Origin of the sequence: Massilia eburnea, from assembly GCF_050709955.1 — a bacterium.
Taxonomy (GTDB): Bacteria; Pseudomonadota; Gammaproteobacteria; order Burkholderiales; family Burkholderiaceae_D; genus Rugamonas; species Rugamonas eburnea_A.
This window is the reverse complement of sequence record NZ_JBNZFX010000020.1, coordinates 1-13331: the sequence shown is the minus strand read 5'-3', so window position 1 is coordinate 13331 and position 13331 is coordinate 1. Positions and strand designations below refer to the sequence as shown.

Genomic DNA, 13331 nt, shown 5'->3' with positions numbered 1-13331 from the left:
GGCTGGTCCTCGCTTCCATTACTTCGACTTCGATTTCTTGATATGTTCTTCCAGCTCGGAGAAGCTGGGGCGCTCGGTAGAGTACAGTACCTTGCGGCCAAACTCCACGGCCAGTGCCGGGGCATAACCATTCAGGCTGGCCAGCAGCGTGACTTTCACGCACTGGAACATCTTGGTCGACTCTTCCAGCTTCTGCTCCAGCAGGCTGGCCAGCGGGCCGACGAAACCGTATGCCAGCAAGATACCGAGGAAGGTACCGACCAGCGCGTGCGCGATCAGCATGCCCAGCTCGGACGGCGGGATGCCCACCGATTCCATGGTGTGCACCACGCCCATCACCGCCGCCACGATACCGAAGGCCGGCAGGCCATCGCCCAGCTTGGCGATGCAATGCGCCGGCACGTGGCCTTCCTGGTGGTGGGTATCGATCTCATTGTCCATCAGGTTCTCGATCTGAAAGGCATCCATATTCCCCGACACCATCAGGCGCAGGTAGTCGGTCATGAATTCGATGATATGGTGGTCTTCCAGTACCGAAGGATATTTGCTGAACAGGGGGCTGTCTTCCGGCTTGTCGATATCGCCTTCGATCGACATCAGGCCTTCCTTGCGCACCTTGGACAATACGTCGAACAGGAGCGACATCAGCTCCATGTACAAGTCCTTGGTGTAGCGTGATCCTTTGAACAAGGTCGGCAGCGCAGCCAGGGTGGCCTTGATCGACTTGCCGTTATTGCCAACAAAGAAAGCGCCTGCCGCAGCGCCGCCGATCATCAGCAGCTCCAGCGGCTGGAACAGGGCGGCCAGGTGGCCGCCGGACAGCGCGAAACCACCAAAAACGGAGCCGAGGACGATGAGGTAACCGACAATGACTAACAAGCGCGCGATCTCCCCGAAAGCTAGTTAACAGCAATAATATTCCACAGTGGAACTACAATAACGTGAAGCCGCCTCTGCGGCAAGGAAAACAGGCTCTAAAATGCTCTTAAATAAAGGAGTGGACCACCCTCTGTGGTGCGGATGGTCTTGATGCCGCTGGCCTCTGGAATTTCAAATTCATAACTGGCAAGAAAACTGCCGGCGCGCATCTCGCGCTGGGCCTTGCTCCACAAGGCCGGCATGGCGGCCGGCGACAGGTAGGCAAACACCAGGTCGTATTCTGCAAAACTTAACTGGTCATAGTCGCCACGCACGAACCGCGCGCGGCTGCCCGACAGCGCGGCGCGCAAGCGCGAGACCAGCCAGGGCACCGGCGCCAGTTCAATTCCTGCAACGTCCGATTCGGGCCGCGCGGCGGCCATATGCAAGGTAAAGCCACCGAGGCCGCTGCCGATATCGATCATGCGCAGCGCCCTGCCCGGCGGCAGTTCGGCCAGCACGGCGCGCCACACGGCGGGATTCGAGGGGTAGTAAGGGACTTGCGTGCGGTAGGTGGACCAGTACCAGCCCAGCAAGAGCAGGAAGGCGGCAGCCGCCAGCCATGGCGGCAGTTGCAGCGCCAGTCCGGCCAGCAGGGCGATGGGGAACAGCAGCTGGATCGGCAGCCACCAGCGCGCCAGGCCGACCTTCCAGCCTATGCCGGCGGCCAGCAAGCCTTGCAGCAGCGCGGCCTGCAGCAGCGTCAGGCCATGTCCCAACGCGTCAAGTGCAACAGCCAGCGCGGCGCATGGCAGCAGCGCGCCGGCCTGCACCAGCAGCGCCAGGAAGGCGGGAGCTTTAAGCAGCGACCGCTTCAGCGGCATCCCTGGCCTTGCGAGTCTTGCCGGCGCGCGAAGGCATATGGCACAGGCCGCACTTGTAGTCGCGGTTCAGGTCCATCACGTCGACCACGTACTTGCCCTTGCAGCAGGTGCAGGCTTTCAATTTCAGCATTGGCCTGTCGCTGCCGGAGAATTTGATCAAGGTCCAGGCGCGGGTCAGCGAGAGCAGCGGCTCTTCGCCGGCGGCCGGCGGCATTTGCTCCAGGTAGAGCTGGTACGCCTTCATCACGGCGTGGATGCCGCTGGCGCCTGCGTGCTCGACCAGGAAATTGTGGATATTCAAGAACAGCGAAGAGTGGATGTTCGGCTGCCAGGTCAGGAACCAGTCGGTCGAAAATGGCAGCATGCCTTTCGGCGGCGACACACCCTTCAGCTCCTTGTACAGCTTGAGCAGGCGTTCGCGCGACAGCGATACCTCGGTTTCCAGCAATTGCAGGCGGGCACCCAGGTTGATCAGCTCGATGGCAAGCTGGATTTCCTGCGCTTCGGTCACCACACTCTTCTTGCTCATAGTGCGCTCCTTAAGCGATTTCTTCAACAGCCTGGCCAGCCATCAGGATGGCGGCGTGCGACTGGGCCAGCGAACGGTCCTTATTGTAATTGGTCAGCATGCCGAGGATGGCGCTGTCGTCGAAGCGGAAACGGGCCAGCATCATGTTGCCGCCCGCCAGCTTCAGGATCTGGGCATTGCTCATGCCTTCGATCAGGTCGGCGATGTCGGCGGAAATGCCGAGGCGGAAGATCGCGGTGACTTTGTCGGCGCGGATCATCTGCTGCGCCAGCATCAGGTAGCTCAGGTTCGCATCGCGGATTTCAGCCATCATGTCGTTTGCGGTCATGTCCATCTCCAGTCAGTTTCAGCTTGCAACGAAATTTTCGTTGCTGGTGAGATACATTCTGCTGGAGACGCGACAAAGCGCAAAGAGGTGGCACGCTGTATTTGGAGTCAGGAATAGGCGAAGTGACCCCGTAGGATTTTGTCCTACAGAGGGCCACCCATAGAGGGGCAACGCCAGTATTGGCGCGGGTTTGCGGGGTGTTCGGTCACGCTGAAAACGCAGCAGCCGAGGGTAAAAAACGATATCGCTGCGATGCTTTTTCGCGACATCTGAACTGGTAACGGCAGGGTTTTGGAGAACTTTAGGGTTCCGAGCAAAAAATTTTACGATTTTTTCACTTAGTCCAAAATGCCGAACAACAAGCCTTTTACCGGGCTTCTAAAATCGGTAACGGCAGCGGCCCGGGGAACTTTAGGGTTTTTTGAAAAAATATTTGAAAATTTTCTGATTCTTTTAAAATCAATGACTTGAAAGACAAAACCGGTGAGACTGGGTCAGACCCAAGGGTCTGACCCCGGCCTGCGGCAGCCGCGTAAGCGGGTCGGACCCTTGGGTCTGACCCGGGTTTACCGGTTTTAGGCGATCAAAAGGTTGCTACAATCTCACTTTGTTTAAGTCTCAAGGAAAGCGCCCGCATGATTTCCCGTACTGACTGCCTGGCCCGCGACGCTGCGGACACCCTGGCGCCGCTGCGCGAGCAGTTCGACTTGCCTGCCGGAGTGATTTATCTCGATGGCAATTCGCTGGGCGCCCGACCCAAAGCCGCCCTCACCCGCGCCACCGAAGTGATCACCAAGGAATGGGGCAAGGACCTGATCACCAGCTGGAATAGCGCCGGCTGGTTCGAGATGCCCAAGCGCCTGGGCGACAAGCTGGCCCCGCTGGTCGGCGCCAAGGCCGGCGAAGTGGTGGTCACCGACACCACTTCGATCAACCTGTTCAAGGCCCTGGCCGCGGCCGTGCACGCGCAAGCGCACACCGGCCGCAAGGTGATCATCACCGAGCGCTCGAACTTCCCGACCGATATCTATATGGCCCAGGGCCTGACTTCCTGGCTCGGGCGCGGCTATGAAGTACGCCTGGTCGACAGCCCGGACCAGCTGCCGGCTGCCATTACTGCCGAAACGGCCGTGGTCATGCTGACCCACGTGAACTACCGCACCGGCTACCAGCATGATATGGCAGCCACCAGCGCCCTGGCCCACCAGCATGGCGCCCTGATCGTGTGGGACCTGGCGCATTCGGCCGGCGCGGTACCGCTCGACCTGCACGCGGATGGCGCCGACTTCGCCGTCGGCTGTACCTATAAATACCTGAATGGCGGCCCTGGCTCGCCGGCCTTCATCTGGGTCCCGCAGCGCAAGCAGGATCAGTTCAGCCACCCGCTGTCCGGCTGGTGGGGCCACGCCAATCCCTTCGCCATGGCGCCCGACTTTGCGCCAACCAAGGGTATTGGCCGCGCGCTGTGCGGCACCCAGCCGGTTACTTCGCTGGCGATGGTGGAATGCGGCCTGGACGTGTTCGCACAAACCAGCATGGATGCCGTGCGCGCCAAGTCGCTGGCCCTGACCGACCTGTTCATCGCCCTGGTGGAACAGCGCTGCGCCAATCACCCATTGGGCCTGGTCACCCCGCGCGAACACGCGCGCCGCGGCTCGCAAGTGAGCTTCACCCACCCATACGGCTACGCAGTGATGCAAGCGCTGATCGCGCGCAGCGTGATCGGCGACTACCGCGAGCCGGAAATCATGCGCTTCGGCTTCACGCCGCTGTACACCAGCTTCGCCGACGTGTGGGATGCGGTCGAAGTCCTGAAACAGATCCTGGACGATAAAGCCTACGACATCACTGCCGCCCGCGGCGCTGTAACCTGAGACACGCTATGACCGAAGAAAAGAAAGACGCCGCCTGGCACGGGGCGCAGATGGACTTCTCCAAGTCCATGAGCTATGGCGATTACCTGGGCCTGGAAAAGATCCTGAGCGCGCAACACCCGCTGTCGCCCAACCACAATGAGATGCTGTTCATCGTGCAGCACCAGACCAGCGAATTGTGGATGAAGCTCATGCTGCACGAGCTGCACGCCGTGCTCGATCACCTGCGCCGCGACGACCTGCCGCCGGCCTTCAAGATGCTGGCCCGCGTGGCGCGCATCATGGACCAGCTGGTGCACGCCTGGGATGTGCTGGCCACCATGACGCCGCCCGAATACACGGCGATCCGCCCTTACCTGGCATCGTCGTCCGGCTTCCAGTCGCACCAGTACCGCGAGATCGAATTCATCCTCGGTAACAAGAACGCCAATATGCTGGCCGTGCACCAGCAGGCGCCGGAAGCGCATGCCCTGCTCGATGCGGCGCTGCATGCGCCCTCGCTGTACGACGAAGCGATCCGCCTGCTGGCACGCAATGGCCTGCAGATCGATCCGCAACGCCTGGACGGCGACTGGACCCAGCCTACCGTGGCCAACGAGTCGGTCAAGGATGCCTGGCTGGAGGTGTACCGCGACACCACGCGCTACTGGGCGCTGTACGAACTGGCGGAAAAACTGGTGGACATGGAGACCGCTTTCCGCTTCTGGCGCTTCCGCCACGTCACCACGGTGGAACGCGTGATCGGCTTCAAGACCGGCACCGGCGGCACCGCCGGCGTGTCCTATCTCCGCAAGATGCTGGATGTGGTACTGTTCCCGGAATTGTTCGCTTTAAGGACCGCATTGTGAAACGCTTGTTCGCTGCCTTGCTGGCTGCGGCCTGCGCGCTGCCTGCAATGGCACGCGACGACCGCCCCGGTGTTTTCGATTATTACGTGATGTCGCTGTCCTGGTCGCCGGAGTACTGCGCCGGCCGTGGCGGCGGCGACCCGGCGCAGTGCGCCACCGGCCGCCAGCTTGGCTTCGTACTGCACGGCCTGTGGCCGCAGTTCGAGCGCGGCTATCCCGAAAGCTGCGGCCGCAGCAGGATTTCGAACAGCCTGCGCGACCAGTACGAATCGCTCTACCCTTCGCCGAAACTACTGTTCCATGAATGGAACAAGCACGGCTCCTGCTCCGGCCTGGCGCCGCAGGATTACCTGGCATTGAGCGCCAAGCTGCGCGACAGCCTGAAAGTCCCGGCCGCTTTTGCGCGCCCACAGCAGCCGGTGCGCGTCACGCCGGGCCAGTTCGAGGCTGAATTCCATAAAGCCAATGCGTGGCTGGCCAGGGACTCCGTGCTGCCCGTGTGCGGCTCCGGCGGCCGTTTCCTGCGCGAGGCACGCGTATGCTTCAGCAAGGACGGCAAATCCCGCAGTTTGCTCGCAAGAAGCCATCGCCTACTCGCAGAAGAGCTGCGGCCAATCGAACTTCCTCATGAAGAACGTTCGATAAGCGTCTTGATGCTAGGCCAAGCTGTTGCTAGCATTCGTGCGCCGCACCAGGCGCGCTTGAAGCGACAATAGGCGCGCTGTACTGCGCGCCTGCTTGTCGCAACACGGGGGGATCCGTTGTCGCGGGCTCGCGAACATTGAGGAGCCACCGAATGGGAACTCATCTGAAAAAGGGGCTGGCGACGCTGGCCCTGCTTGCCGCTTGCGGCGCCGCGCAAGCGGATCCGCTTGTCTTCAACGCCGCACTCAGCGGCGCGGCGGAATCACCACCCAACGCTTCGGCAGCCATGGGCGATGTGACCGTGCTGTTCGACATCGACAACCACTACATGACCATTGCAGCCAGCTTTACCGACCTGGAAGGCTTGAGCGGGGCTGCCCACATCCATTGCTGCACCGCCGTGCCGGGTGACGGCAATGCCGGCGTTGCGACCATGCTGCCAACGTTCATGGGCTTCCCGGCCAATGAAACCAGCGGCAGCTACGCCTCGTTCTTCGACACCTCGCAGGAATCGTTCTGGAACCCGGCTTTCCTGACCAATCACGGCGGTACCACGGCAGGCGCGGAAGCGGCGCTGATGGCCGGGCTGAATGCCGGCGCCGCGTATTTCAATATCCACTCGAGTGTCTACCCGAGCGGTGAAATCCGCGGCTTCCTGGCGGCGCCGATTCCCGAGCCGGCACAGATCCTGATGTTGCTGGCCGGCTTGCCCTTGCTGTTACTGCGGAAAAGGGAAAATTAGCGAGGGATCGGGTTTGCGCGACGCGACGTTCAGCATATTCCAGGGAGCGGATGACCGCAACCACGAAGCCCAGTTCCGCGATCTCTTCGTCGGAGAAATGCTCTTTGACACGGGCAAACGCTGCGTCGTCGGGATCGCGGACTGGAATTGCATTGATCAACTCAGACCATTCCAGCGCAGCGCGTTCGCGCTCGCTGAAGAATGGCGCTTCGCGCCAGCCGGCCACCGCATTCACATGGCGCGGCTCGACGTCCATCTTCAGCAAATCCTGGTAATGCATGTCGATGCAAAAGCCGCAGCCATTGATCTGCGATACGCGCAGCAGGACCAGGTCCACCAGCTTCTTGCCCAGCAGTTCGCGGTTCAGGCCATTCGACAGCGCCAGCAGGTTCTGGAACGATTTCTGGGACAGCTGGAAGTAGTTGTAGCGCAGGGTGCTCATGAAAAATCCTTTCGGTCTGATGGTCAAGACCGCACTGTGCGGCCTTCTTATCCATTAGACGCGGCAGCGCGCCGGTTTGTGACAGCCTGGCTAAAGTTTTTTTTCCGCTGGACCCGGAAAGCTGCAGACCCGGTCGCGCCCGGCGCGCTTGGCGGCATACAGGGCGGCGTCGGCGCGCTGCAGCAGCTCGTCCAGCAACTCGCCCGGCTGATGCTCGGCCACGCCGGCGCTGATCGATATTTGCATGGCCGACAGCGCCCCATCGAAGCGCATGCCGCGCACTTCGCTGCGTACCCGTTCGGCAAATTGCAGGCTATGCTGGAGGTCGAGCTTGGGCAGGAACACGGCGAATTCGTCGCCGCCGTTGCGCACCGCGATGTCGATGCGGCGCGTGTGGCTGTTCAATAGAGCGCCGATACGCTGCAGTACCAGGTCGCCGGCCAGGTGGCCATGGTTGTCGTTGATGTGCTTGAAACGGTCGACGTCGAACACCAGCAAGCCGACCCGCTCGGCCGGGTCGCGCTCATGCTGCTGCAACAGCCGGGCGGCGGCATCTTCCATATAGTAGCGCGTGTACAGGCCGGTCACGGCATCGCGCACCGCCAGCTGGTAGTATTTGGAGCGGTCCTTTTCCAGCGCGCTGTTGTCAAGCTGGGCGCGCCGCAAGTCTTCATAGGCCGACAGCAGCTGCTGGTGCGCCCTGCTCCAGTTCGTGCTGCTGGCGCGCCCTCGGTGGTGACGTCTTCATAGATCGTCACGAAGCCCACCACCCGCCCCTGCTCGTCGCTCATGGGACGTCCCGTCACCTGCAATACCGTGCCATTGGCGCGCGTGCGCCGGAACCGGTGCGGCACGAACTGGCGCGCCAGGCCGATCCGCTCGCGCACCTGGGTTTCCGGATCACCCGGCCCGAATTCACCGCGCAGGGCATTGAAGCGGAACAGGTCTTCCAGCAGCACGCCCGGTTGCATCAGGCTGGCGGGGAAATCCAGGCATTGGCAAAAAGTGTCGTTCCAGAACTTGAACTGCAGGTCGCGGTCGATGATCGACAAGCCGACCGGCAGGTACTGTATGGCGCGCAGCAAGTCCGCCACCCCAACCTGCATGCCGCGCTCGCGAATTTCGCTCAACATGTCGGGATCCTCCGCAGCGTACCTGCCTGAGCAACGTCAATTGATAATATGCGCCAATTTGTCCGGGTTGCGCACCACGTAGATGCCGGTGATGCGCTGGCCGTCGGTGGCAAAACCTTGCGCCGACTCCAGCTGGCCGTCCACGAAGCGCAGCAAGCCAGGCTCGCCATTGACCATGGCGGCGCGGTACTCGATGGCGCCCAGCTTGTGCATGCCGGCATACAGCGCGGCAATCTTGTCCGGATCGGTAATCACGATGCCGAAGGACTTCACTTTGCCGCCGCCGTCGCCCACCAGTTCCAGGTCCTGCGCCAGCAAGGCGCGCACTGCCGCCTTGTCGCCGCTGGACGAGGCTTGCACGAAGCGCTGCAGCAGCTGGCGGTGGGTGTCGGCCGGGATGTCAAAGCGCGACTGGCCCTGCTGCACGCGCTCGCCGGCCCGGCTCACCATCTGGCGGCAGGCCGCTTCCGACTTGCCAAGCTGCTCGGCCACCTCGTCGTAGTCGTAGTCGAACACCTGGCGCAGCAGGAAGGCGGCGCGCTCCTCGGGACCCAGGCGCTGCAGCAGCCACATATAGGCCAGCGACAGGTCGCTGGCCCGTTCAGCCTGGAGTTCCGGGGTTGCCTGCTCGACCGCGACCAGCGGTTCCGGCAGCCACAGGCCCTCATAGGCTTCGCGTTCGGCGATAGCGGCGCGCAGGCGGTCGATCGACAGGCGCGTGACCACCGTCACCAGCCAGGCTTCGGCCGATTGCACGCCGCTGGTATCGGCGCCCTGCCAGCGAATCCAGGCATCCTGCACCACGTCCTCCGCATCGGCCCGCACGCCGAGCATGCGATAGGCGATGGCAAACAACCGCGCCCGGTGCGCGGCAAATACAGTTGGATCGTTCATGACGCAGGACTATACCCGACCTTGTGCACTTTCAGCAGCACCTCGCGCAATTCGCGCACGCGCGGCGGCTTGCTCAATACTTCGTCCACGCTGGCAGGCTTGGCATCCACGTCGCCTTCCGGAATCAGGCGCTGGCCCCAGCCGGTAACCAGGATCACCGGCGTGTTCGGCGACAGCTCCTTGATGCAGCCGGCCACCTTGCGGCCGTCGACGTGCGGCATGCCCAGGTCCGCTGAACACCGCGTCGAACGGCTGGCTCGATTCCATCGAAGAGCGGAACTCGTCGATGCCGGCGGCGCCGCCATTGGCCGCCACCACCGTATGGCCATCGCGCTGCAGGATGGTGGTCATGGAAGCCAGCACCGCCGGGTCGTCGTCGATCACCAGCAGGCGCATCGGTTCGGCCACCGCCACCGCAGTGGCCGGCGCTTCCAGCGGCGGCATGGCAGGATGCGCCTGCGGCAGCGGGAAGGCCAGCGACACCGTGGTGCCCTGCCCGATCATCGACTCCACCTGCACCACGGCGCTGTGGCGCTCCGCCATCGAGTTGACGGTGGCCAGTCCCAGGCCGCTGCCGCGCTCGCCCTTGGTGGTGAAGAAAGGATCGAGACAATGGCGGCGCGTCGATTCGTCCATGCCGACGCCGCTGTCCACCACGTCGACGATGGCATGTTCGCCGGTGCTGCGGGTACGCAGGATCAGCGCACCGCCTTCGGGCATGGCATCGACGGCATTTGAACACCAGGTTGGTCAGCGCCTCGCGGATTTCCGGCTCCGAGCCCATCACGGCCGGCAGGCCGGGCGCCAGTTCCAGCTTCATCGAGATCACCACGCCGCGCTGCTGCGGCATATCGCTCCAGCGCGCGCGCGTCAGGTCGGCCACCTGCTGCGCCAGCACATTCAGGCTGACGCTGGCCAGCTCCATCTGCGGCTCGCGGCGGCGGTACAGTTCGCGCATGCGCGCCACCGTCGCCGCCACGTCGTCGATGGCGCGTGCGATCACCTGCAGGTGGTTGCGGCCGCTGGCGCTCAAGCCGGTTTCGGTTTCCAGCAAGGTTTCGGTGTACAGCGCCACCGGCGAAATGGCGTTGTTGATGTCGTGCGCGATGCCGCTTGCCATCTGGCCGAGGGCGCGCAGGCGCTCTTCGCGCGTGACCGACTGCTGGGTCGCATGCAGGGTGTGGTAAGCCTGCTGCAAGGCGCCGTACAACTGGGCCTGGCGCGCCGCCAGGGCCGCATGTTCGCTCAGTTGGCGCAGGAATTCGCATTCGCCGCTGGAGAAGGCATTCGGGACGGTACGCGCCACGGCCAACACGCCGAACACCACGCTCTCGGCCTGCAGCGGCGCCAGCACCAGGGAACACAGGCCGCCGCGCGCCAGCCGGTGCGGGAAAGGATACTCGTTGCCGCTGATGTCCGGTTCGTACACCAGCTGCCCTTTGACGCAGCGCGACAGGCCATTGTTGTCGATCGCAAGCTGGGCGCCCTCTTTCAGCGCCGCATCGCCCGGCAGCGCGGCATTGCCCAGGCCGACGCAGCTGGCCTCCAGCACTCCCTCCTGCAGCAGGAAGACGCAGGCAAAATCCACCGGCAACTGGTCTTCCAGGCTGCGCACCAGCACCTGCAGGATGCTGCGCAAATCCTGCCGCTCGCCAATCGAGCGCGTCATCTGGTGCAGCAGGCTGAGGCGGCCGAGCTGGGCCTGGACTTTCAGTTCGGCGCCGTGGCGCACCTCCATTTCGTCGTGCAGGGCGGAGTTCACGCTGACCAGTTCGTCGCGCGAGACGGTAGTCGCACGCAGGCGCTCGGTCATGGCATCGAAAGCGCGCGCCAGGTCGCCGACTTCATCCACCGTCTTCATATTCATGCGGAAGTCCAGCTTGCCCGAGCCCACCAGTTCTGCGCCGCGCCGCAAGCGTTCCAGCGGATGGGCGACGCTGCGGATGGTCAGGGCCAGCGCGCCCAGCACGGTCAGCGCCAGCAGCAGTCCCAGGCCGGCCGCCACCGCCGAGGCGTTCTGCTGGGCCTGCAGCACACCCTGCCGGCTGCGGCGCGCCAGCTCTTCGGCATCGCGGATCATGTCCTGGGGTGCGCGACATCAGCTGGCCGAACAGGCGCGCTTCCAGCAGGTGCAGCACCTCGGAGCGTTCCGGCGTAGCGCGCAGTTCCTGCCTGACCAGCAGCAGTTCGGAAAAAATGGCGCGCCAGCAGGGGCAGGTTTTCCTGCAGGTCGTGCAGCAGCTGCGCTTCCTGCTCCTCCCGGAACAAGTCGTCGCGCAGCAGCATGCCTTGCAGCGAATCCTTGCGCAGCTGCCATTGCACGTGCGAGCGCCGCTCCTGGGTTTGCGCATATTCGAGCGACAGGTAGCGCAGCGCCACCACGCCGCTGACGATTTCCCCGGCACGCTCGTTGCGCTGCAGCTCCTGTTTGACCTGGCGCGTGGCGCCGATCATCAAGAGCACGGCCAGCGCCACCCCGGCCACGCACAGCCACTGGGCCCACTTGAGGCGAGTGATAATTTTCATGGCGGCTAGTGGATCACGGTAACGGCAGTCGGCCGCACCTCGCCCAATCCTTCCAGGTACACATTGTCGAGGAAATTCGGTACTTCGCGCGAATTGGCCAGGCGGTTGCGGATGGCCCAGCGGGCCCGGTCTTCAAAGGCCAGCAGCAGCGACTGGTCCAGTTCCAGCCCGAAGTGGTAGGTCGGCCAGGCGGCCAGCACCTCGTCGCGGTTCAGTTTTGCGGTGGCCGGCAGCAGGGGCTGGGCTTCCTGCGGCGACTTCTCGCACCATGCCGAGCCCAGTTCGATCGCGTGCAGCAGGCGCGGGATGACAGCCGCCCGCTCGCCGGTAAAGCGCTGCAGCGAGACCAGGTTGTAGATGCTTTCATAGGCCTGCTCACCCGAGAAGCTGACCGCCGTATCGCCCAGCTGCCTGCGTATGGCGCCCAGGAAGGGCTCCCAGCCGGCCACCGCGTCGACGTCGCCGCGCTGCAGCGCCTGGCCCAGTTCTTCCGGCTTGTAGTTCACCATGGTGACTTCGCTGCCATCCATGCGCTGCCAGTTCAGGAACACGTCCAGCGTGAACTGGCCCGAGGTGCCCTGGGTGACGCCGATACGCTTGCCTTTCAGGCTGGCCGGCGTCAGCACCCCAAGGTCACGGCGGCCGATGATGCCGTGGTCCTTGCCGGTGCGGAAGAAGGTCGCCAGCACCTTGACCGGCACGCCCTCCATGGCGGCAAATACGATCGGGATGTCGGCCACGGTGCCGACATCGGCCTGGCCGTCGACCACCGCCTGCATCGACGCCTTGCCGCTCGAGAACGGTAGCACCTTGACCTGCAAGCCCTGCTCGGCGAAGTAGCCGCGCTGCTGCGCCGCCACCACCGCGCAGGTGCCGACATAAGCGGTATTGGCGGCAATCACCAGCGCCTGCGCCGGCCGCGCCGGCCGCCTTTGCTGCTGCCACAGCCAGGCCACGCCCAGCGCCAGCACGATGAACAAGACGGCAAGGACCTGCATGGTTCGGCTACGCATGGTGCACCTGTTGGGTGGTTTCCGGCGCCAGCGGCAGTTCCACCCAGAAGGTGCTGCCCTGGCCCGGCTGGCTCTCGACGCCGATGGCGCCTTGCATGGCCTCGACCACGCGCCGGGTCAGAGCCAGGCCAAGGCCGCTGCCCTCCTCGTCTTCGTCGCGCCCGAGGCGGTGGAATGGCTGGAAGATGTGCTGTACCTGGTCCGGTTCCAGCCCCGGCCCGGTGTCGCTGACGGAAATGCGCAGGCGGCTGCCTTCCGCTGCGGCGCAGGCCACGGCGACGCGGCCCTGGTCATGGTTGTATTTGATCGCGTTGGACAGCAGGTTGATCAGCACCTGCACCAGGCGCGTGCGGTCAGCCCGCAGGCGCTTCTCGGGCACCTCGCCGAAGCCGAGGCTGATATCGCGCTTGGCGGCCAGCGGCGTGACCATCATGCGGCATTCCTGCAATACGGTCGGCAAGTCGACCGCTTCCATCGCCAGCGGCACCTTGCCCGCTTCGATGCGCGCCAGGTCGAGGATTTCGTTGACCAGCTTGAGCAGGTGCTGGCCGGATTGCACGATATTGCGCGCAAAGCGCTGCTTTTCCAGCTGGGTGGCCGGCAGCTTGTCGGCCG

Annotated in this window: 15 protein-coding genes and 3 pseudogenes; 4 read left to right on the top strand and 14 right to left on the bottom strand. The window is 63.7% G+C overall.

Annotated elements, in window-relative coordinates:
• Window positions 1-18 precede the first annotated feature (18 nt).
• The 4 genes from motA to flhD all read right to left on the bottom strand — a co-directional run bounded on the left by motA (window position 19) and on the right by flhD (window position 2599).
• Window positions 19-879 (bottom strand): flagellar motor stator protein MotA, encoded by an 861-nt coding sequence (gene motA, locus ACQ4MM_RS10985; protein ID WP_431477403.1) that lies wholly within the window; start codon window positions 877-879, stop codon window positions 19-21.
• 95 nt (window positions 880-974) lie between these two features.
• Complete coding sequence (locus tag ACQ4MM_RS10980) at window positions 975-1742, bottom strand: class I SAM-dependent methyltransferase (protein ID WP_431477402.1); 768 nt, start codon at window positions 1740-1742, stop codon at window positions 975-977.
• Window positions 1717-2271 carry a flagellar transcriptional regulator FlhC gene (flhC, locus tag ACQ4MM_RS10975; RefSeq protein ID WP_431477401.1) on the bottom strand — a complete coding sequence of 185 codons (555 nt, stop codon included), beginning with the start codon at window positions 2269-2271 and terminating at the stop codon, window positions 1717-1719. The genes ACQ4MM_RS10980 and flhC overlap by 26 nt, the downstream gene beginning before the upstream one ends.
• Before the next feature lie 10 nt (window positions 2272-2281).
• Entirely contained in the window at window positions 2282-2599 is a 318-nt protein-coding gene (gene flhD / locus ACQ4MM_RS10970; RefSeq protein ID WP_055936061.1) for a flagellar transcriptional regulator FlhD, read from the bottom strand.
• 635 nt (window positions 2600-3234) lie between these two features.
• Here flhD and kynU point away from each other — a divergent pair.
• From kynU to ACQ4MM_RS10950, 4 genes are all read left to right on the top strand, one after another.
• Complete coding sequence (kynU, locus tag ACQ4MM_RS10965) at window positions 3235-4473, top strand: kynureninase (RefSeq protein WP_431477400.1); 1239 nt, start codon at window positions 3235-3237, stop codon at window positions 4471-4473.
• Between the two features lie 8 nt (window positions 4474-4481).
• Window positions 4482-5321, top strand: coding sequence for a tryptophan 2,3-dioxygenase (kynA, locus tag ACQ4MM_RS10960; RefSeq protein WP_431477399.1), 840 nt, complete (start codon window positions 4482-4484; stop codon window positions 5319-5321).
• On the top strand, window positions 5318-6037 hold the full coding sequence (locus ACQ4MM_RS10955; RefSeq protein WP_431477398.1) for a ribonuclease T2 family protein: 720 nt from the start codon (window positions 5318-5320) through the stop codon (window positions 6035-6037). Before kynA ends, ACQ4MM_RS10955 begins: the two co-directional genes overlap by 4 nt.
• 80 nt (window positions 6038-6117) lie before the next feature.
• Window positions 6118-6708, top strand: a complete 591-nt coding sequence (locus ACQ4MM_RS10950; protein ID WP_431477397.1) for a CHRD domain-containing protein — start codon at window positions 6118-6120, stop codon at window positions 6706-6708.
• Here ACQ4MM_RS10950 and ACQ4MM_RS10945 read toward each other — a convergent pair.
• The 10 genes and pseudogenes from ACQ4MM_RS10945 to ACQ4MM_RS10900 form a co-directional block, all read right to left on the bottom strand.
• Window positions 6685-7150 (bottom strand): annotated as a pseudogene (locus ACQ4MM_RS10945) (carboxymuconolactone decarboxylase family protein). The gene ACQ4MM_RS10950 and the pseudogene ACQ4MM_RS10945 overlap by 24 nt on opposite strands.
• A gap of 90 nt (window positions 7151-7240) precedes the next feature.
• Window positions 7241-7816 carry a GGDEF domain-containing protein gene (locus tag ACQ4MM_RS10940; protein WP_431477396.1) on the bottom strand — a complete coding sequence of 192 codons (576 nt, stop codon included), beginning with the start codon at window positions 7814-7816 and terminating at the stop codon, window positions 7241-7243.
• Window positions 7735-8283: a PAS domain-containing protein gene (locus ACQ4MM_RS10935; RefSeq protein WP_431477395.1), complete on the bottom strand. Its 549-nt coding sequence runs from the start codon at window positions 8281-8283 to the stop codon at window positions 7735-7737. Before ACQ4MM_RS10935 ends, ACQ4MM_RS10940 begins: the two co-directional genes overlap by 82 nt.
• A gap of 36 nt (window positions 8284-8319) precedes the next feature.
• Window positions 8320-9177 carry an RNA polymerase sigma-70 factor gene (locus tag ACQ4MM_RS10930; RefSeq protein WP_431477394.1) on the bottom strand — a complete coding sequence of 286 codons (858 nt, stop codon included), beginning with the start codon at window positions 9175-9177 and terminating at the stop codon, window positions 8320-8322.
• Window positions 9174-9482, bottom strand: a complete 309-nt coding sequence (locus ACQ4MM_RS10925) for a response regulator (protein ID WP_431477393.1) — start codon at window positions 9480-9482, stop codon at window positions 9174-9176. Before ACQ4MM_RS10925 ends, ACQ4MM_RS10930 begins: the two co-directional genes overlap by 4 nt.
• Before the next feature lie 214 nt (window positions 9483-9696).
• Window positions 9697-9897: pseudogene (locus tag ACQ4MM_RS10920) on the bottom strand (ATP-binding protein); the annotation flags it as partial.
• Window positions 9898-10168: 271 nt separating this feature from the next.
• Window positions 10169-11257: pseudogene (locus tag ACQ4MM_RS10915) on the bottom strand (GAF domain-containing protein); the annotation flags it as partial.
• Window positions 11254-11703 (bottom strand): hypothetical protein, encoded by a 450-nt coding sequence (locus ACQ4MM_RS10910; protein WP_431477392.1) that lies wholly within the window; start codon window positions 11701-11703, stop codon window positions 11254-11256. The pseudogene ACQ4MM_RS10915 and the gene ACQ4MM_RS10910, both read right to left, overlap by 4 nt.
• A gap of 5 nt (window positions 11704-11708) precedes the next feature.
• Entirely contained in the window at window positions 11709-12716 is a 1008-nt protein-coding gene (locus ACQ4MM_RS10905; protein WP_431477391.1) for an ABC transporter substrate-binding protein, read from the bottom strand.
• On the bottom strand, window positions 12709-13331 hold a 623-nt coding region (locus ACQ4MM_RS10900), incomplete at its 5' end, for a sensor histidine kinase (protein WP_431477390.1). The genes ACQ4MM_RS10900 and ACQ4MM_RS10905, both read right to left, overlap by 8 nt.